The organism is Mesorhizobium sp. M0563, assembly GCF_040321065.1.
In the GTDB taxonomy this organism is placed as follows: Bacteria; Pseudomonadota; Alphaproteobacteria; order Rhizobiales; family Rhizobiaceae; genus Mesorhizobium.
Genome location: NZ_JAMYQV010000003.1, coordinates 248,047 through 267,338 on the forward strand (window position 1 = coordinate 248,047; position 19,292 = coordinate 267,338).

General features: G+C 63.3%; 20 protein-coding genes. 11 read left to right on the forward strand and 9 right to left on the reverse strand.

The window, feature by feature from the left end:
* Nucleotides 1-66 precede the first annotated feature (66 nt).
* Nucleotides 67-213 (forward strand): hypothetical protein, encoded by a 147-nt coding sequence (locus tag NKI50_RS06495; RefSeq protein WP_023716676.1) that lies wholly within the window; start codon nucleotides 67-69, stop codon nucleotides 211-213.
* Nucleotides 214-264: 51 nt separating this feature from the next.
* Here the strand turns inward: NKI50_RS06495 and NKI50_RS06500 are convergent, their stop codons facing one another.
* The 6 genes from NKI50_RS06500 to NKI50_RS06525 all read right to left on the reverse strand — a co-directional run bounded on the left by NKI50_RS06500 (nucleotide 265) and on the right by NKI50_RS06525 (nucleotide 6,196).
* Nucleotides 265-1,101, reverse strand: a complete 837-nt coding sequence (locus tag NKI50_RS06500; RefSeq protein WP_023716675.1) for a GNAT family N-acetyltransferase — start codon at nucleotides 1,099-1,101, stop codon at nucleotides 265-267.
* Nucleotides 1,102-1,106: 5 nt separating this feature from the next.
* Nucleotides 1,107-1,847 (reverse strand): aspartate/glutamate racemase family protein, encoded by a 741-nt coding sequence (locus NKI50_RS06505; protein ID WP_023716674.1) that lies wholly within the window; start codon nucleotides 1,845-1,847, stop codon nucleotides 1,107-1,109.
* 2 nt (nucleotides 1,848-1,849) lie between these two features.
* Nucleotides 1,850-2,668 (reverse strand): ABC transporter permease, encoded by an 819-nt coding sequence (locus tag NKI50_RS06510; RefSeq protein ID WP_023716673.1) that lies wholly within the window; start codon nucleotides 2,666-2,668, stop codon nucleotides 1,850-1,852.
* Nucleotides 2,669-2,672: 4 nt separating this feature from the next.
* Nucleotides 2,673-3,584 (reverse strand): ABC transporter permease, encoded by a 912-nt coding sequence (locus NKI50_RS06515; protein ID WP_023716672.1) that lies wholly within the window; start codon nucleotides 3,582-3,584, stop codon nucleotides 2,673-2,675.
* A gap of 197 nt (nucleotides 3,585-3,781) precedes the next feature.
* Nucleotides 3,782-5,071 (reverse strand): ABC transporter substrate-binding protein, encoded by a 1,290-nt coding sequence (locus NKI50_RS06520; RefSeq protein WP_023716671.1) that lies wholly within the window; start codon nucleotides 5,069-5,071, stop codon nucleotides 3,782-3,784.
* A gap of 36 nt (nucleotides 5,072-5,107) precedes the next feature.
* Complete coding sequence (locus NKI50_RS06525) at nucleotides 5,108-6,196, reverse strand: ABC transporter ATP-binding protein (RefSeq protein WP_352715833.1); 1,089 nt, start codon at nucleotides 6,194-6,196, stop codon at nucleotides 5,108-5,110.
* 258 nt (nucleotides 6,197-6,454) lie between these two features.
* On the opposite strand from NKI50_RS06525, the gene NKI50_RS06530 reads away from it, so the two are divergent.
* Nucleotides 6,455-7,168, forward strand: coding sequence for a GntR family transcriptional regulator (locus tag NKI50_RS06530; RefSeq protein ID WP_023676076.1), 714 nt, complete (start codon nucleotides 6,455-6,457; stop codon nucleotides 7,166-7,168).
* 7 nt (nucleotides 7,169-7,175) lie between these two features.
* Here the strand turns inward: NKI50_RS06530 and NKI50_RS06535 are convergent, their stop codons facing one another.
* A complete protein-coding gene (locus tag NKI50_RS06535) occupies nucleotides 7,176-8,273 on the reverse strand; it encodes a lactonase family protein (RefSeq protein WP_023716669.1) in 1,098 nt (365 codons plus the stop codon).
* A gap of 189 nt (nucleotides 8,274-8,462) precedes the next feature.
* Here NKI50_RS06535 and NKI50_RS06540 point away from each other — a divergent pair, with 189 nt between their 5' ends.
* Genes NKI50_RS06540 through NKI50_RS06575 form a run of 8 tightly spaced genes read left to right on the forward strand, consistent with a single transcriptional unit; the run spans nucleotide 8,463 to nucleotide 16,000 of the window.
* A complete protein-coding gene (locus NKI50_RS06540; protein WP_023716668.1) occupies nucleotides 8,463-9,014 on the forward strand; it encodes a MaoC family dehydratase in 552 nt (183 codons plus the stop codon).
* A gap of 3 nt (nucleotides 9,015-9,017) precedes the next feature.
* Nucleotides 9,018-10,178, forward strand: a complete 1,161-nt coding sequence (locus tag NKI50_RS06545; RefSeq protein ID WP_023716667.1) for a CaiB/BaiF CoA transferase family protein — start codon at nucleotides 9,018-9,020, stop codon at nucleotides 10,176-10,178.
* Between the two features lie 20 nt (nucleotides 10,179-10,198).
* Nucleotides 10,199-11,341: an ABC transporter substrate-binding protein gene (locus NKI50_RS06550; RefSeq protein ID WP_198030453.1), complete on the forward strand. Its 1,143-nt coding sequence runs from the start codon at nucleotides 10,199-10,201 to the stop codon at nucleotides 11,339-11,341.
* A gap of 22 nt (nucleotides 11,342-11,363) precedes the next feature.
* Nucleotides 11,364-12,551, forward strand: a complete 1,188-nt coding sequence (locus tag NKI50_RS06555; RefSeq protein ID WP_023716665.1) for an ABC transporter substrate-binding protein — start codon at nucleotides 11,364-11,366, stop codon at nucleotides 12,549-12,551.
* A 57-nt stretch (nucleotides 12,552-12,608) separates the two neighbouring features.
* A complete protein-coding gene (locus tag NKI50_RS06560; protein ID WP_023716664.1) occupies nucleotides 12,609-13,346 on the forward strand; it encodes an ATP-binding cassette domain-containing protein in 738 nt (245 codons plus the stop codon).
* A complete protein-coding gene (locus NKI50_RS06565; RefSeq protein WP_352715838.1) occupies nucleotides 13,339-14,082 on the forward strand; it encodes an ATP-binding cassette domain-containing protein in 744 nt (247 codons plus the stop codon). The genes NKI50_RS06560 and NKI50_RS06565 overlap by 8 nt, the downstream gene beginning before the upstream one ends.
* Nucleotides 14,079-15,029, forward strand: a complete 951-nt coding sequence (locus tag NKI50_RS06570) for an ABC transporter permease (protein ID WP_352715841.1) — start codon at nucleotides 14,079-14,081, stop codon at nucleotides 15,027-15,029. Before NKI50_RS06565 ends, NKI50_RS06570 begins: the two co-directional genes overlap by 4 nt.
* Nucleotides 15,030-15,034: 5 nt before the next feature.
* The gene (locus NKI50_RS06575) at nucleotides 15,035-16,000 is read left to right on the forward strand and encodes an ABC transporter permease (protein WP_352715844.1); all 966 of its coding nucleotides are present in this window, start codon (nucleotides 15,035-15,037) and stop codon (nucleotides 15,998-16,000) included.
* Nucleotides 16,001-16,005: 5 nt separating this feature from the next.
* Here NKI50_RS06575 and NKI50_RS06580 read toward each other — a convergent pair whose 3' ends face one another.
* Nucleotides 16,006-16,842 (reverse strand): amidohydrolase family protein, encoded by an 837-nt coding sequence (locus tag NKI50_RS06580; protein WP_352715846.1) that lies wholly within the window; start codon nucleotides 16,840-16,842, stop codon nucleotides 16,006-16,008.
* A 67-nt stretch (nucleotides 16,843-16,909) separates the two neighbouring features.
* Nucleotides 16,910-17,698, reverse strand: a complete 789-nt coding sequence (locus tag NKI50_RS06585; RefSeq protein WP_352502210.1) for an IclR family transcriptional regulator — start codon at nucleotides 17,696-17,698, stop codon at nucleotides 16,910-16,912.
* Nucleotides 17,699-17,856: 158 nt separating this feature from the next.
* On the opposite strand from NKI50_RS06585, the gene NKI50_RS06590 reads away from it, so the two are divergent.
* Nucleotides 17,857-19,176 carry a type 2 periplasmic-binding domain-containing protein gene (locus NKI50_RS06590; RefSeq protein ID WP_352715849.1) on the forward strand — a complete coding sequence of 440 codons (1,320 nt, stop codon included), beginning with the start codon at nucleotides 17,857-17,859 and terminating at the stop codon, nucleotides 19,174-19,176.
* Nucleotides 19,177-19,292: the final 116 nt, after the last annotated feature.

Below are 19,292 nucleotides of genomic sequence, written 5' to 3' on the forward strand. Positions count from 1 at the left end.
TGTCCGTCCGCCGTCCTGATACCCGAACTGCTAGACTCGCCCACATCATGTTGTTAACGACAGCGGATGAAGCAGAACTATCTTTATCTCATCATCGGCGCTTTGGTCGTCGCCGTCATTGCCTTGGGCATCTATGTTTATCGCGAGGAGACTAAGCCGAAAGGCGTGGAACTTCGTATCGACGATTCCGGCATTTCGGTTCAGGAAAAATAGACCAGGTATTCGTGTTGCCCGACTTTACGGTAGACGTCGGCTTGCACCGTTTCAGCCAAGCTCCAACGTCGTTATCGCAAAAACCCCGGACTGCATGAGCTGCGGCGCCCTTCCCTTGTACATCCGAGCTGTCTCGAAGCCGGGTTGAAGGCCGGCGGACGACAGCAAATCTGCAAATTGCCCGCTGGTCTCGGGCACGTCGAGATGGACGTTTCCGGGACCGGACATGTGCGCGAGTGCGGCGAAGAGACGGCTCGCTGCATCCAGGCTGTCGGCAAAGAGCGGGCCGATCTTGCAGCCGTCCCGGCATTGGCGCGCGACGCCATATCCTGCAATGGCGCCGTGCTTGACGATCGCATGGGCCATATGCGGCGGGCGCAGCCAGTGCTCCAGGAAGGATCGCCTCGGGCCGGGAAAGAAGCGGCGGTCATAGTCCAGTATGTCCGGCACGAGTTCCGGCCCTACGGCGCGAATGTCGCTGCCGGCGGCTGCCGGGGCATTCGACGACCCCATGAGCCGTATCGTCCGGTAGGCCGGCGCAAAACCCATGCTGCGGTAGTTGGCCTGTTGTTCGACGACGCCGTCGAGGCCGATCGTGCGGTTGTCGAGCCGCGCCATGCCGGCATCCCAAACGGCCTTACCATGGCCTTGGCCACGCCTGTCCGGCCGGCAGATATACAGGCCGATGAAGCCGAATTCCTCGCCATAGGCAACGGCTGAAATGCCGGCCGCCATCTCGCCGTCGACAAAGGCGCCGATGAAGCCCTGCGGGTCGGCTGCCTGGAACAGCGCGGCGTCGCTGAGGCCGGGGTTCCAGCCTTCCGCCGCCGCCCAATCGACAAGGGTTTGCACTTCTTCACGTGCGAGCGTTCGGATCGTTCGGGGCATTGCGATCACTCGGCGGCATCAGGCGCGAAGGACTTCAACGCACCATGATAGGGCTTTGCCAATGGGCTTGCATAGGCGCCGCGCTTGGATGTCGTCAGGCCAAGCGTTATCAAGGCCTCGGCCTGCTTGACTGCGGCGCCGACGCCGTCGATGACCGGAAGCCCGAATTCCCGCTGCAGCGCGGCCGCCAAGTCGGCCATGCCGGCACAGCCGAGCACGATCGCTTCGGCGCGATCCTCGTCGATGGCGCGCGCAATCTCGTTGCGCAGCTTCAGGAGCGCATCGGATGCCGGATCTTCGAGGGCAAGAACCGGGATATCGGCAGCGCGCACGCGCGCGCGCCCCGCCATGCCATAGCGCTGCACCAACCCTTCGACCGGCACGTGCGAGCGTCCGGTGGTGGTGACGACGGTGAAGCGCTGGGCGATGAACGAGGCCGTGCTGAGCGCTGCCTCGCAAATGCCGATGACCGGAATGTTGGCCATGGCGCGTGCGGCGTCGAGGCCGGTGTCGTCGAAACAGGCGATGATCGCAGCCTGCGCGCCTGAGCGCTCGCCGGCAGCGATCTCGACCAGCAGGCCGGGTACGGCAAGCGCTTCATCATAATAGCCTTCGATCGAAACCGGGCCCATCGTCGAGGTGACGGCAACGATCTTCGTCGATTGACCAGCGACCGATCGGGCCGCCGCCGCAATAGTCTCGGTCATGCTGGCGGTGGTGTTTGGATTGACCACGAGGATCTGCACTGTCAGGCACGCTCCCGGCGGCGGCCGACATAGACGATTGCGCCGAGCGTCAGCAGGATCACCAGAAAGGAAAACACGGTCGTCACTGTACCGAGCGCATAGAGCACCGGCGTCGTCACATTCGTCGTCATGCCGTAGATTTCGAGCGGCAGCGTGTTGAAGGTCCCCGAGGTCATCAGCGTGCGGGCGAACTCGTCATATGACAGAGTGAAGCCGAACAGGCCGACACCGATCAGGCTGGGCGCGATCATCGGCAGAACGACATGGGCGAAGGTCTGCCACGACGATGCTCCGAGATCCCGCGCGGCTTCCTCATAGGCCGGCGAGAACCGGTTGAAGACCGCGAACATGATCAGCACGCCGAAAGGCAAGGTCCAGGTCAGATGGGCGCCGAAAGCAGAGGTGTACCAGGCGGGGCGGAAGCCGACCTGCTGAAAGACGACGCCGATGCCGAGGCTGATAATGATCGACGGCACGACGAGGCTGGCGACGGCCAGATAGAACAAGGCAGTTGCGCCGCGAAATTTCTGCCGGAAGGCAAGGCCGGCAAGCAGCGACACGACGACCGTGACGATCATCACCATCAGGCCAAGGACGAGCGAGCGTTTGAAACTGCCGCCGAAATCGCCGACCGCCTGGCGCTCGAACAGATTGGCGAACCAGTGCAGCGAAACGCCGTTCAACGGAAACGTCAGACCGCCATTCTCGCCCTGGAAGGACAGGATAAGGATCGCCGAAAGCGGGCCGTATAGGAATAGCACGAAAAGCGCGAAGAAGGCCGCCAGCACGTAGAATTCGAAGGTGCGCTTGTCGTGGCTCATCGCCTCACAGCTCCTTGCGAATATCGACGATGCGCAGGATGCCCGCGACCATCAACAGCACCAGCACCAGCAGCACGACGGCGTTGGCGGCGGCTGCCGGATATTGCAGCAGCGACATCTGGTTTTTCATCATCAGCGCGACAGAGGCGCTCTGGCCGCCGGACATCACCTGCACCGTCGAAAAGTCGGCCATCACCAGGGTGACGACGAAGATGGTGCCGATCGCCATGCCGGGCTTGGCAAGCGGGATGACGACGTTCCACAGAACCTGCCAGCCGGAAGCGCCGGCGTCGCGCGCGGCCTCGACCAACGACTTGTCGATGCGCATCAGCGTGTTGAAGATCGGCGTCACCATGAACAGCGTATAGAGATGCACCATGGCCAGCACCACGGCGAATTCGGAATAGAGCAACCATTCGATCGGCTTCGGGATCAGCCCCATCTGCACCAGCGTCGAGTTGACCAGGCCATTGCGGCCAAGCACTGGAATCCACGAGATCATGCGGATGATGTTGGAGGTCAGGAACGGCACGGTGCAGACGAGGAACAGCACCATCTGCATGGCTGTGGTTCTGATGTGGAAGGCGAGGAAATAGGCGACCCAGAAACCGATGAACAGCGTCAGCGCCCAAACGATGGCGGCGTATTTCAGCGTGTTCAGATAGGTTTTCCAGGTGACCCAGGAGCCGAGCGTGTCGGCATAGTTGGTGGTCAGGAAATCCGGATACATCGCCGCGAAATCGTAGTCCCAGAATGAGACCACGGCGATCATCAGGATCGGCAACAGGAGGAACGCGCCGAGGATCAGCGCCAGCGGTGCCGCCTGGAGATAGGGTGCGACGCCGGCAAAGGAGCGCCTAGGTCTGGCCGGCTTCGCAGACGTAACGTGCGTGGATTGTTCGAGCGCTACTGCCATCTATCTCTCGGTCCAAGTCGGCGATGCGACTGAGGGGTGTTCCCTTCTCCCCCTGTGGGAGAAGGTGGCCGAGCGAAGCTCGGTCGGATGAGGGGTGTTCCAGCGTGGCACCAACAGTGCTCCGTCCAGCACCCCTCAACCGTCTTGGCGCTGCGCGCCAATCCACCTTCTCCCACAAGGGGAGAAGGCAGAGGGCATCAAGCAGCGATGAACTCGTTCCAGCGCTTTACCATATAGCGGTCCTCGTCCATGACCGAGTTCCAGCAGGCGACCTTGCCCATGCGCTCTTCGAACGAGCCGCCGTCACGCACGGCGCCTGCCTTTTCCATGACCTTGCCGTCCGGCGACAGGATATCGCCCTTTGCTGGCTTACCTTCGATCCAGTAGCCCCATTCGTCCTCGGACATGAACTTCTTGGCCGACACCATGTTGGCCGAGTAGTAGCCCTGGCGATTGAGGTAGCCGCCCACCCAACCGGACGTGTACCAGTTGATGTATTCATAGGCGGCATCGAGTTCGGCGCCGGAGAGATGGGCTGCCAGGCCAAGCCCGCCACCCCAGGACCGGTAGCCTTCCTTGAGCGGCTGGAACCGGCACGCGATGCCCTTGGAGCGGACCGCGGCCACGGCCGGCGACCACATCGACTGGATCACCACTTCGCCTGAAGCCATCAGGTTGACGCTTTCGTCGAAGGACTTCCAGAAGGCACGGAACTGGCCGTCCTGCTTGGCCTTAATGAGGAAATCGATGGTCTTGTCGATCTCCTCCTTGGTCATGTTGCCCTTGTCGGCATATTTGATATTGCCAGTGGCTTCCATGATCATCGCCGCATCCATGATGCCGATCGACGGGATGTTGAGGATGGCTGTCTTGCCCTTGAAGGCCGGATCCATGATGTCGGCCCAGGTGGTGATGTCACGGCCGACGAGGTCGGGGCGGATGCCGAGCGTATCGGCATTGTAGATCGTCGGCACCATGGTGAACCAATTGGTCGGCGCCTTGGCGAATACCTTGCTGTCCTGCGCCTCGACGTAACCGACCGTGTGCGGCGCGGTGCCCTGGGCGATGACGCTGTCCGGCGTCAGCTTGCCGGTTTTGAACAGCGGCACGAGCTCGTCGTAGTATTTCAGCTTGGTGACATCCATCGGCTGCAGGACGCCTGTCGGAAACACCTTCTTGCAGATCCAGTATTCGATATCGGCGATGTCGTAGCTGTCGGGCTGCGTTACCGCGCGCTGGGCGGCGGCATCGGAATCGGTTGCCGTCATCTCCAGCGTGATGCCGAGATCCGCCTTGCACTTGTCGGCGATGGCATTGAGGTTGGACACGCCGGTGCCGAACTGGCGCAACGTGATGTTCGATTGCGCCCAGATGGTCGGAAAGCCTGATATAGCGCCGGAACCGGCGGCAAAACCGACGGCGGCGGCGCCTGTCTTGAGCAGCGAGCGACGCGATATTCCAGTCTTCTTGTCTGTGGTGTTGGTCATGTTCAGTTCCCCTGTTTTGGTTGGTTATGCTGGATTTCAGGAATCGAGACGGCCAAGGACGATCGCGTCCTCGGCGTCCCAGGCGATCGGCACTGCGTCGCCGACGGCAACCGGGCTGGCGAAGAAGCTGGTGTCGTCGACGATCACCGTGAAATCCTCGATGCCCGCGCCATTGACCGAGAGCTTCACGGTCGAACCGCGGTACTCGACGTTTGAAACGATGCCAGTGAAGCCGAGCCCCGCCGCGGGCGGCTCGCCGATCCGCACGTGGTCGGTGCGAATGGCGATGTCGATGGGCTCCCCGGTCTCCCTGCCCTGCCCACTGGCGGCGAGCGTGACGCCGCCGGGCACATCGAAAACGACCATGCCGTCGCGACTACCGGTGACGCGGCCGGAGAGGACATCGTGGTCGCCCATGAAACGAGCGACGAAGGCCGTAGCCGGCCGCTCGAACACCGTGCGAGGGTGCGCCGCCTGCTCGATACGGCCATCGTTCATGACCACTATCAGGTCGGCCAGCGCCATCGCCTCTTCCTGGCTGTGGGTGACGTGGACGAAAGTGATGCCGAGCGACGTCTGCAGCTTCTTCAGTTCGGCCCGCATGCGGATCTTCAGGAACGGATCGAGCGCCGAAAGCGGTTCGTCGAGCAACAGCGCCTCGGGATCGGTGATCAGCGCGCGGGCGAGAGCAACACGCTGCTGTTGGCCGCCGGACAGCTGCGCCGGACGGCGGCTGGCATAAGCCTCCATCTTCATCAGCTTCAGCATGTCGAGTGCCTTGGCGCGGCGCTCCTCCTTGCCGACGCCTTTCATCTTCAGGCTGAACGCGACATTGTCGATCAGGTCGAGATGCGGAAACAGCGCGTAGGATTGGAACATCATGGCAGTGCCGCGCCTGGCCGGCGGCAGGTCGGTGACCACTGTGTTGCCGAGCCGCACATCGCCGCTCGATATGCTCTCGTGCCCGGCGATCATGCGCAGCGTCGAGGTCTTGCCACAGCCGGACGGACCGAGCAGGCAGCAATAGGTTCCCGCAGGGATTTTCAGGCTGATGCCTTCGACGGCAGTCGTCGCGCCATAGACTTTCGAAACGGACACAATGTCGATTTCGGCGGCTTTGGACATCCAGCTTCCCCTTTGGTCGGATTAGCCAAAGCATCATGTGTGCCAGTTGCGCGCCGGTGCACCAACCGACTGAATCCTCGAAGAAATCAGGGCTGCATCTACATGGCTGCCGATACGGCATCCTTGTGCAATGCACAAATTATAGGCGATCGCCGCCGATCCTCGCAAAAATCGTATGCAATCTTTTCCATCCCTGTATTCACTTTGTCTCTCGTCCAAGCGATGCGATTCAGGGTAGAAGAACGCAGGACCATCGCCATGAACATTGCCGACCAGACTTTCCCTGCCATCGAGGCCGCCAACGAGGATCGCGCGCAGGCGATTCGCGACCAGTTGCGCGACGCCATCGTCGATCGCCGGCTGGCGCCGGGAACCAAGCTTTCCGAAGGCGAAGTCGGCACGCTGTTCGATGTCAGCCGCACCGTGGCGCGCGCCGCACTGCAGATGCTCTCCTTCGAGGGATTGGTGCGCACCGAACGCAATCGCGGCGCCTTCGTCGCCAATCCGTCGCCGGAGGAAGCGCGGCAGGTCTTTGCTTCGCGCCGACTGATCGAGCCCGGAATCGCAATCGCCGCGGCTGGGCGGATGACGCCGGCGCATGTCGCCGCGTTCAAAGCCCAGCTCGATGAAGAGGGCCGCTTCATTGCCGAACGCGGACCGAACGCAAGGCGATCGGAGATCAAGGCGTCGGGAGATTTTCACCTGCTTCTGGCGTCGGTCGCCGGAAACGTCATCCTGCAGCGCTTCATGGAGGAGCTGGTCGCTCGTTCATCTCTGGTGATCGCACTCTATGGCCGCTCGGGTATCTCGAGCTGCGGCCACAACGAACACACGCAGATCCTCGAGGCGCTGGAAAATGGCAATGCCGAACGCGCCAGCGCGCTGATGCTGCACCACATCGACCATATCGAGGCCGACCTCGATTTGCGTGTCAGGAGCGGCCCGGCACTCAGGCAGGCGCTCGAGTTCTGAGATCGCGTCAACGCACGATCCTCACGCACATCGGCGTGCCAATGCCGATGGATCGGCCGGTGTCGGTCAGCCGGCCGGTTGCGGCATCACGGGCGAAAATCGAGATGCGGTCGGCATTCTGGTTGGCCGAGAACAGATGGCCGCCCGAGGGCGTCAGTGCCAGATTGCGCGGCGTGGCACCGCCGCAAGGCGTATAGTCGACAAGGGCAAGCCTGCCGGTTTGCTGGTCGATCGAAAACACGGCGATGCTGTCATGGCCGCGATTGGAGCCGTAGAGAAAGCGGCCGTCGGGCGAGATCTGGATGTCGGCACAGTGATTGCCGTCGCGTGCCTCGGCCGGCACGGCCGGCTTGCTGTCGACCACTGTAAGCTTGCCTGATGCTTCGTCCAGCGCCAGCGAGACGACCGTCGAATCCAGTTCGTTCATGACGAACACGAAGCGGCCGCCGGGATGCAGCGCGAGATGGCGCGGACCTGCGCCCGGCGCAAGCGCCGACTCGGCCAGTTTGGTCAGGCTGCAGTCTGAGCCGATGCGGTAGGACACCAGCCGGTCGATGCCGAGGTCGGCGACGATCGCAACACCGCCGGCAACCGTCTCGGTTACGCTATGGGCATGCGGCCGCTCCTGGCGTGCGAGGTCTGGTCCGGTCCCGCTATGGGCGACGCTCGACAATGGCGCGGTCAGGCCGCCATCATCGCGCAGCCCGAAGACCACGACCGAGCGATCGGGGCCACCCTCGCCCATGCCGTAATTGGCGACCAATAGCTTCGTCCGGTCGCGCGTGATGGTGTTGTGCGCCGTTATGCTGCCCAGCGTCGGCTGCTTATTGATGTAGGACAGCGTGGCGGCCTGCCTGTCGAAACGGTAGGCCGAGACCGCGCCTTCGCGCCAGGTGAACACTTCGGAATTGGCGTAGATGTAGGAGCCATCCGGCGTCACCGACAGGAAGGTCGGATTGTCGATGCCTCCCGTCTCGGCCAGTTTCTTCGTCTCCAGCGCCCCCTCGTCGAAACTATAGACGCCCAGCCCGACGCCGCGCGCGCCCTGAAAATATGGGGCGTCGCGGTTGAGGCTGCCGACGAAAACCAGACAGGCATTCTGCATCATTTCCTCCTGTTCCGCCGGCGTTGGCCGCCGCGGATCGCAGCAAAATTTCGCTGAGACTCGCTTGCAACACAACCCCATATGTGAAAATACTATTCACAAAAGAAGATTGACGGGAGGATCGATGATGCATTTCGCTGGTCTGCGGCGCGCCCTGATGGACGATTCCCGCTCCCAGAGGAAGTCGTCATGAGCGGCTTCGCGCCGACCGTTGGCGTGGCATCGACACACCCCGCCAACATGCCGAAGGAACACGCCGACCTTGCCGTCTGGAACGCGGAGAACTGGTTCTACGAAGACTGGCCGGTCGGCCAGAAAATCCGTTCGCTGCGCCGGACCATTGCCGAGGGCGACAGCCATCTCTTCAATACGCTGGTGCTCGACATCCATCCATACGTGCAGGACCAGATGTTCGCTGAAACGGAAGGCATCTTCGGTAAGCGGCTGGTCGCCGGCGCCTTCGTGTTCTCGGCCGGGCTCGGGCTCGTCGCCACCAATTGCATCAACGCCTTTTCGTATGGCTACGACAAATTGCGCTTCATCAAGCCGGTGTTCATCGGCGACACGATTTATTCGATCCGCTCCAACCTCGACAAGAAGCCGAAATACAAGGAAATGGGGCTGATCCGCGCCAGCTATGAAGTCTTCAAGGGCGAAGGCGAGCTCGTGCTTTATTGCGAGCACCTGCAGACGGTGAAGTACCGCAATCCGGCCGATTTCGCCGGCAAGACGGAGAGATAGGCAATGGCTGCCATTGCCGAACTGCCGCTGACCGGGCTCATCGTCGTCGATATGAGCCAGTTCCTGTCCGGGCCTTACTGTTCACTCAGACTGCTCGACCTCGGCGCCCGCGTCATCAAGATAGAACGGCCGGATGGCGGCGACCTGTCGCGCCGGCTTTATCTCAGCGACACCGAGATCGGTGGCGATTCCACCATTTTTCATGCCATCAACCGCGCCAAGGAAAGCCTTGCCATCGACTTGAAGGACGAGGCCGATCTTGCGGCGCTGCGCGGCCTGCTGGCCAAGGCCGACGTGCTGATCCAGAATTTCAGGCCCGGCGTCATCGAACGCCTGGGCTTCGATTACGAGGCGGTGCGCAAGATTAATCCGCGCCTGGTCTATGCCTCGATCAGCGGCTATGGCGAGGAAGGCCCCTGGGTCAAGCGGCCCGGTCAGGATCTGCTGGCGCAGGCCCGCTCCGGCGTGATGTGGCTGAACGGCGACGAGGACCAGGGGCCGGTGCCCTTCGGGCTGGCCATCGCCGACATGCTGGCCGGCTCCGCCGCCGCGCAAGGCATCCTTGCCGCACTGGTGCGGCGCGGCGTGACCGGCAAGGGCAGCCATGTCGAGACCAGCCTGCTCGAAGCACTGGTCGACTTCCAGTTCGAGGTGCTGACGACGCATCTCAATGACGGACGCCGGCTGCCGCGGCGGTCATCTTTCCGCAGCGCCCATGCCTATCTGTCGGCGCCCTACGGCGTCTATCCGGCCAAGGACGGTTATCTGGCGATCGCCATGACGCCGATATCGAAGCTGGCCGATCTTCTGGGCCTCGAAGAGCTTGCGCCCTACCGCGATCAGCCGTCGACCTGGTTCACCGCCCGCGACGAGATCAAGGCGATCATCGCGCAAAAAATCGCGACGAAGACGGTCGACGAATGGCTTGCCATTCTCGAACCTGCCGACATCTGGTGCGCCAAGGTTTTGACCTGGCCGGAAATGATGGCCAGCGAAGGCTTCAAGGTTCTCGACATGCTGCAGACGGTGACGCGCGAGGATGACGTTTCGATCCTCACCACGCGCTCGCCGCTCAGGGTCGACGGCATCCGCGCCAAGGTCGAGCGGGCCGCGCCACGCATCGGCGAGCACAGCGCAAAGATCCGCGAGGAGTTCGGGCTGTGAGCGACGTGACGCTCAAAGGCATGACCTGGAGCCATCCGCGCGGCTATGACCCGATGGTCGCCTGTTCAGCGCTGTGGACGGAACGCACCGGCGTCGCCATCGAATGGGACAAGCGCTCGCTGCAGGATTTCGAATCCTTCCCGGTCGAAGAACTGGCCCGTGCCTACGACCTGATCGTCATCGACCATCCGCATGTCGGCCAGATCACCGCCGAGAATTGTTTGACGCCGCTCGATGCGGCCGGCCGGGAAGCCGAACGTGCAGCACTTGCGGCGGGCAGTGTCGGCCGGTCCTTTCCGAGCTACAACTGGCAAGGCCGGCAGTGGGCGTTTCCGATCGACGCGGCAAGCCAGGTGGAGGCCTGGCGGCCGGACATGCTTTCGGCTGCACCGGCGAACTGGGCCTATGCCCTCGATCTGGCCCGGCAAGGCCACGTGCTGTTGCCGCTCAGGCCGCCGCATTCGCTGATGGTGTTCTACACGCTTGCCGGCACTCTCGGCCGGCCCGCCGGTGAAGGCCCTGGCGACCATGTGGACCCGGCAACCGGCAAGCAGGTTTTCGAGATGATGCGCGAGATCGCGGCCCTCGTCGATCCGGCCTGCCTTGGCATGGATCCGATAGCGGTTCTGGAGCAAATGGCCGGATCCGGCTCGCGGATCGCCTGTGCACCGCTGATCTATGGCTATGTCTCCTATGCCATCGCCGGGTTTCGACCCAACCGCCTGGCTTTCACGGATATCCCGGCGGCGGGCAATGCCGGCCCCAAAGGCTCGGCGCTCGGCGGGACTGGCATTGCCGTGTCAGCTTTTTCGAAGGCCAGGCAGGAGGCCATCGACTTCGCCTACTGGATCGCCAGCGGTGACGTGCAGCGCGGCCCTTACGCCTCGGGCGGCGGCCAGCCCGGCCATGCGGCAGCCTGGGAGGATGCCGCCGTTAACGCTGCCACCGGCAATTTCTACAAGGACACCCGAGCCACACTCGAAGGTGCCTGTGTCAGGCCGCGGCACGACGGCTACATGGCCTTCCAGCAGGCGGCGTCAGATCGCGTCAATCTTGGCCTGAGCGAAAGGCACAATGCCGCTCGCGTCGTTGCCGATCTCAATCGCCTGTTTCGGGAGAGCCTTTCGACGCAGGTGTCCGGCGTTGCCGGCGGAGGAGCCTGAAAACAACCGAACGGAGGAGAACATGAACAGCCTGATCCGCGGCCTTATGGCCGCAACCGCACTTGCATCGCTCACGACCATAGCCTGCGCTCAAGACGTTTCGGGCGTGATTGCTGGATTGCCGACCGAACTGAAGGCGCAATATGACGGCGCGCCGCAGAAGATGCTGCCGTCGGCCTGGGACAATTTCACGCCGCCGCCAAAGCCGTGGAAATGGTGCCACTCCGAGTCCTACCAGGGCAATCCGTGGCGCGTCACCGTCACTAAGGAGTTGAAGCGGCTGGTCGACGGGCTGATCGCCGACGGCACGGTGGCGAGTTTCGAAGTGTCGGATTCCAACAACGACGCCAGTCAGCAGATCAACCAGATCCGCGCCTTCATCGATAAGAAATGCTCGATCATCACCTCGATCCCCGGCTCGGCGACGGCGTTGGACGATGCCATCGATGCCGCAGCCAAAGCCGGCATCCCGTTCATCACGGCGGCTGGGTCGGTGACCAGCCCGAATGCCATCAATGTCGATTCCAACTATGCCCGCTGGGGCTACGACATGATGACCGCGATCGGCAAGGCGATGCCGGACGGCGGCAGCGTGCTTCTGGTCGAAGGCATCGCCGGCCATCCGATCGTCGTGCAGGAGCGCCAGGGCGGCGACAAGGCGCTGGCCGAAAATTCAAAGCTCAAGGTCTCGCGCAGCGTCAACGGCAACTGGACGGCCAATGTCACCAAGACGGCGGTGCTGCAGGCGATCGCCACCAATCCGGCGCCGATCGATGCGGTGTGGACGACCGGCAGCGAAAGCCGAGTCGTCGCCGAGGCCTTTGCCGAAGCCGGCCGCCCTGCCCCGCTGATCACCGGCTCGATCACCGGCGATGCGCTCGGCTACTGGAAGGCCAATCCCGACAAATACCGCTTCGAAGGCCATGCGGTTCTGCCGCACTGGACGGCCGAGACGCTGTTTCGTGTCGGCGTGCGCATGCTCGATGGGCAGAAGCCGAAGCTCAACACGCTGCTGATCCCGATTCCGCCGGTGCACAATGCCGACCTCGGGGCCTGGTACAAGGACTGCATGACGCCGGACGCCGTCTCGATCTTCCCGGTCCCGCCGAAGGATCCGATGCCGGAGGAATGGCTCGATGCCTACTTCGCCAATCCGGCACCGACCAAGGGCTGGGATTATTCGAAGGTGCCGGACGCCTGCGCCAAGTAGCATTTATGAAGGCCGGCTCCGCACGGGCGGTGCCGGTCTTCTCCATCAGGATTGCTCATGCTGGAAGTCCAGGCCATCTCGAAGCGCTACGGCGAAACGATTGCGCTGGCCAATGCCTCCATCGCGTTCCGCGCCGGCACGATCCACACCATCCTGGGCGAGAACGGCTCGGGCAAGAGTACCCTGGTCAAGCTGCTGTCCGGGATCGTCCAGCCGGACAGCGGCGCGATCCTGCTCGACGGAGCGCCCTTTGCCGGCCTCTCGCCGGCGGCGTTCCAGGGCGCCGGGTTGGCCACCGTATTTCAGGAAGTGCTGATCGCGCCTGACCGTTCGGTGACGGACAACATCCTGCTCGGCCTCGACGGCTTGCTGACGCGCACGGTGCCGCGCGCCGAGCGGCGGCAGCGCGCCCAAGCGGTGCTGAAACAATTCGCAGTGACCGAGATCCCGCTCGACCAGTTGGCCGGCCAATTGCCGCTTGCCGTTCAGCAATTGGTAGTGCTCGCCCGCGCCGTGGTCCGCAACCCGCGCATTCTCATCCTCGACGAGGTGACGGCGGCGCTAGACTTTGCCGATCGCGAGGCGGTTTTCGCCATGATGCGCAAGCTTGCTTCGGAAGGCTGCCTGATCCTGTTCATCACGCATCGCATGGACGAGGTGAGGGCGCTGTCCGATCGGATTTCCGTGCTGCGCGGCGGCAGCGTGGTGACGACCGAGGAACGCGGCACGTCCACCGCATCCGAACTTCTCAGGGCGATGGCGCCTCGTACGGCGGCGGAGCTGGCGCATGGCTGATCGCGCCGGCCTTTCGGTGCGCGGCCTGGTGATCGCGCCCGGCGTAAGCCCCACGACGCAAACCATTGCGCCAGGCGAGATCGTCGGCCTTGCCGGTCTCGACGGCCATGGACAGGAGCGGTTCCTGAAAGTGCTGGCCGGTCTGGAACGCCCGGCTGGCGGCGAGGTGACCGTCGAGGCGCCAACCGGGGCGCGCGCGATCACCAATTTCCGCAAAGCGGTCGCCTGCGGCATCGCCTATTTGCCGCGCGACCGGCGCACCACCGGCATCTTTCCGACCCAATCGGTACTCGACAATTTTGCCGTTTCGACGTTGTCGCGCGACATGCGGTACGGCCTGCTCAGCTTCGCCGGGCGACGGCAGCGCTATGAGAGCTACCGGGACAAGTTGTCCATCGTCGCGCCGCGACCGGACGCGCCGATCACCACGCTGTCGGGCGGCAATCAGCAGAAAGTGCTGCTGGCCCGTGCACTGGCGCTGGAACCGGCGATCCTGCTCCTCAACGATCCGACGCGCGGCGTCGACGTGGCGACACGGCATGTCCTTTATGACGTGTTCCGTGGGCTCGCGGCGGACGGCATGGCTCTGGTCATCCTGTCGAGCGAGATCGAAGAGATTCTGCTGCTTTGCCATCGCGTGCTGGTGTTCCGCGAACAGCAGGTCGCGGCTGAAATCACCGGCGACGAGATGAAAAGCACTACGGTGATCGCGGCCATGTTCGGGCGCGCGGCATGAGCGGGTTTCAGCGCATGGCGGCGCGATGGCGCGGCGCTGGCTTCGCGACGGTGCTGCTGGTCATCCTGATCGCGGTCAATCTGCTGCTCAATCCGGCGCGCTTCCATCCCGCCGCCTGGGGCGCGCTGATCGGGCTCGCCGCACCGCTGATCGGCGCAGCGCTCGCCTCGGCTCCAGTGATCCTCGCCGGGCGCGGCGGCATCGACATTTCCGTCGGGCCGCTGATGGGCTTGGTCAATGCGATGGTGATCCAGGTGCTGTTTCTCAGGCTTGGGATGTCTTCGCCGCTGGTCATCGTGCCGGCGGCGCTTCTGATCGGCGCGGTCGTCGGCGCCGCCAACGGCTTCCTGGCGACCATCGTCCGCATCCAGCCGATCGTCGCAACGCTAGGCACCTATCTGATCCTCACCGGCATGACGCTGACCATCCTGCCGGCGCCGATCGGGCCGGCGCCGGGCTGGCTGAAGGCGATGGCCGGACCCTGGTCGGCACTGCCGCTGTCGCTGATCTTCCTGTTCTGGTGGCTGGTGCGGCAGACGCCTTATTACGACCAGCTGATGGCGGTGGGCAGCGACGACCGCGCCGCCTACACGGCCGGCGTTCCAGTCTCCAAAGTGCGTTTCATCGCCTATGTCATGACCGGCATACTTGCCGCCTGTGCCGGCCTGATGCTGACCGCCTTGATCGGTTCGGCCGACCCCAATATCGGGCCAACCTACACGCTGATCGCGATTGCCGCGGTGGCGCTCGGCGGCGTCAGCCTTGCCGGCGGGCGCGGCGGGCTCGCCGGGGCCGCGATCGGCGCTATCGACATCTTCCTGCTGCAGAGCGTGCTGACCGCCTTCAACGTCTCCACCTATGTGCTGCAGATCGCCTATGGCGCGATCCTTGTCGTGGCCGTCATCATGACGGCAGTGCAGGAGCGGCTCTCGGGGCGGAAAGGCTGAGAAGCATGAGCCGGAACTGGTTCCAATCCACCAATGCCCGCGTCGCCGGTGCTTTTGCTGTCGCTGTCGCCTTGCATCTTCTTGGCACCTTGCTCATTCCGGGCTACTCCCAGCCGTTCGCCATCCGGGCGCTGCTGGTGATTGCCTCGCTGCTGGCGGTGGCATCGATCGGCCAGACCCTCGTCGTCATTCTCGGCGGCATCGATCTGTCGATCCCCTTCATCATCGGCTTTGCCAATGTCGTTGCCGCACAGCTCTACGGCGGCGGCTGGAATTTTGCTCTTGTCTGCGCGGTCGTCGGCGCGCTCGCCTTGCTGATCGGGGCGCTGAACGGCCTGATCTCGCGTGGGCTCGATATCCACCCGCTGATCGTCACGCTCGGCGTCGGCATGATCGTGCAAGGTGCCGTCCTGTTGTGGACCGGCGGCTTTCCATCCGGATCGGCGCCTGCAGCGGTTTCCGCCTTCGTTTCGATCGGCGGTTCGGTCGGACCGCTGCCGGTACCGGGGCTGGTGCCATGCGTCGCGGTGCTGACCTTGCTGGTGGCGCTGGTGCTGGCGCGCACGCCATACGGCCGCCGTCTCTACGCCCTCGGCAGCAATCCAGGTGCTGCGCCGCTGGCGCTGATCGATCCAGTCCGGATGTGGACGGTCACCTATGCCGCGAGCGCCTTCTTCGCCGCCGCGGCCGGCGTGCTGCTGCTCGGCTTCACCGGCTCAGCCTATGGTGATGTCGGCCAGCCCTATCTGTTCCAGACGATTGCGGCAGTGGTGGTCGGCGGCGCCGCCCTTGTCGGCGGCCGCGGCAGCTATTTCGGCACCATTGCCGGCGTGCTGGTGCTGACGGAGATCAACACGCTGCTGATCGGCCTCGGCTTCCGACCCTCGACCGTGCAGGCGGCACTTGGCCTGGTCATCGTGCTCCTGGTTTCGCTCTACGGCCGCGAGCGGTACGTGTCGGCGACCATCTGAGGCGCTTACAAACGCCACAGCCGCTTGGCGTTGCCGGAGAGCAGCTTTTGCCGTTCATCGGTGCTGGTGCCGGCAAGCAGCGCGTGCGTTGCCGCCACCCAGGTCGCAAGCCCGCCGCCAAGCGTGCAGACCGGCCAGTCGCTGCCCCAGACGACGCGGTCCCAGCCGAAGCATTCGATGGTGTGCTCGACGTAGGAACGCAGCGTTTCGACAGTCCAGGATCCGGCATCCGCATACGCGACCACACCAGAAATTTTGCCGACGACGTTCGGGCGCCGCGCGATCTCCGCCATATGCTCGCGCCAGGGGTGCTCGGCACCGCCCTTGATGTCGGGCACGCCGCAATGGTCGAGCACGAACTGCACATCCGGCGCGAGATCGGCGAGTGCGATCGCCTTGGGGATCTGGTGCGGCAGAACGACAAGATCGAAGGTCAGGCCGCTGCCGGCTAGCCGCTTGATGTTTTCACGAAACAGCGCGCCCTCCGACAGCTCATCGGGCATGACGTGCAGCACACGGCGAAAGCCCTTGACGAAAGGATCTGCGCGCTGCGTTTCCAAATAAGCAGCAAAGCCGGGCTCCTCCGGACGGCAGGAGGCAATCGCTCCCCTCAGCAAACTGCCCTTTTGCCGCGAGAGCGCTTTGACATGGCCGGTTTCGGCCTCGATATCGGCTGGATCGACATCGACCTCCATATGGAACGCGCCGTCGATGCCAGCGCGACGGGCCTGGACTGCATATTCGTCGTAGGGGAAATCGCGGTTGAGCGCCGGCACGCCGGCCAGCCATGGATAGCGCAGGGCGGACTGGTCGATCAGGTGCAGATGGGTGTCGAAGATCATGGCGGCGCGCTCCTCCTTGGCGACTTCGAGATCATCTCACGGAGAAATTCTTCATTCAAATAAGAATTCATCGCGATTGCTTGACAGTCGATCCCGCCAGTTGCGACAGCTTTTCGGTCGCTGCCAGCAGCAGCTCTATCGTCCTGGTGATGTCGGGCGCCTTGGGTGCGTTGACCAGGGTTATGTAGGGGATCGACAGTGCGGCGATTGCCTTGCCGTCCGAGCCGAGAACGGGCGTCGACAGGTTGAACACGCCGGCCGTCTGCATCGACGCCATCATCTCGTAGCCGCGTTCCCGGATCTGATCGAGGCGAGCGAAAAACTCTGGCGATTGCGGTGGCTTGTCGGTGCTGCGCAGATGTTCGGAAATCATCATCTGCCGCTCTTCCGGCGGGCGGAACGCCAGCAGCACATGGCCGGACCCGGTGTCGAACAGGCTGATATGCGAGCCGACGCGGATGGAGATGCCCCAGTAATCCGGCGCTTCCTGCTGGGCAATAACCACCGCGGAGCCGCGATCGAAGACGACGAGCTGGTTTGCCTGCTGTGTGGTTTCGGCCAGTTCGCGCATCAGCGGCGTCGCATAGGAAACCAGCCGGCGCACCGGCGCGTGCAGCTGCGCCAGGCCAAACAGCTTGAGCGTCAGCGAATAACGGTCGCCATCCGGCCGCGTGACGTAGCCGCGACGCACCAGCCGATCCAGCATGCGGTAGAACTCATTCGGGCTGCGGTCGAGTTTCTTGGCGATTTCCGCCTGCGTCAGGCCGCCGTCGACGCCGGCCAGCAGCTCGAGGATGTCGAGCCCCTTGTCCAGCGCCGGGGCTCGATACCGGTCGTCTTCCTCGTCCTCTGCCATTGCGCCTCTCCAGTGAATTTCACTTTTCATATACGCAACAGCCTTGCTTCCGAAAGAACTTTCGGCTTGACGATCCTATAAATGTTTTGTTTGTATATGAATGAAGCTGCCGATCGACCTCGCTACGCGATCGATGCAGGCTCTTTGGGAGGATACCAATGACGAAACTGTTTTGCGGCCTGTCGGCCGGCGTAACGCTACTCGCGTTTGGTGCTAGTGCTGCCCTTGCTGCCGAACTGCCCGGCAAATTCGACGGCGTCACCATCGACGCCAAGCTGATCGGCGGCCAGCAATATGAAGGGCTCTACGCGCGGATCGGCGAATGGGAAAAACTGACCGGCGCCAAGGTCAACGTGATCTCGAAGAAGAACCACTTCGAGCTCGACAAGGAGATCAAGTCGGACATCGCCTCCGGCAGCATCAACTGGTGCGTCGGCTCGAACCACTCGTCCTTCGCGCCGCAATATCCTGATATCTACACCGACCTGAACAAGCTGCTGCCGAAGGAGGAGATCGACGCCTTCGTGCCGTCGACGATCAAGGCCTCGACGCTCGACGGCAAGCTGGTAATGCTGCCGCGCGCGCAATTCGATGTCTCGGCGCTCTATTACCAGAAGAGCCTCTATCAGGATGAAGCCAAGAAGGCCGCCTACAAGGCCAAGTACGGCAAGGAACTGACACCGCCCGACACCTGGGACGAGGTCGCCCAGCAGGCGGAATTCTTCGCCAGCCCGCCCGATTTCTATGGCACCCAGTTCGCCGGCAAGGAAGAGGCGATCAACGGCCGTTTTTACGAGATGCTCATCGCCGACGGCGGCGAGTACCTCGACAAGGACGGCAGGCCCGCTTTCAACTCGGAGGCCGGCGTGCACGCGCTCGACTGGTTCGTCAATCTCTACAAGGCCAAGGCGGTGCCGGCCGGCACCACCAACTATCTGTGGGACGATCTCGGCCAGGGTTTTGCCTCGGGCACGGTCGCCATCAACCTCGATTGGCCTGGCTGGGCAGGCTTCTTCAACGATCCGAAGTCGTCGAAGGTCGCCGGCAATGTCGGCGTGAAGGTGGCGCCGAAGGGATCGGCCGGCATTCGCACCGGCTGGTCGGGGCACCACGGGTTTTCGGTCACCGAAAACTGCGCCAGCAAGGAAGCGGCCGCTTCGCTGGTCTGGTTCCTGACCAATGAGGACAGCCAGAAGCTCGAGGCGGCAAGCGGACCTCTGCCGACCCGCACGGCGGTGTGGGACTGGGACATCCAGCAGGCGGCAAACGATCCTTACAAGAAGGAAGTGCTGGCGGCTTTCCAGGAAGAGGCAAAGCACGCTTTCGCCGTGCCGCAGACACCTGAATGGATCGAAATCTCCAACGCCGTCTATCCCGAATTGCAGGCCGCCATCCTTGGCGACAAGACCTCCAAGCAGGCGCTGGACGACGCTGCCGCCAAGGCCACCCAGATCCTCGAGGACGCCGGCAAGCTTTGACCATTCTCCCAAGGGGGCGCCGCGCTCATTGAAGAGCGGCGCCCCCGAACTTTTTTCGAACCATGCGCAACCCGCTTTGTCTTGATCCCAGCTCGCCGATGGCGGGCTTCGGTGTC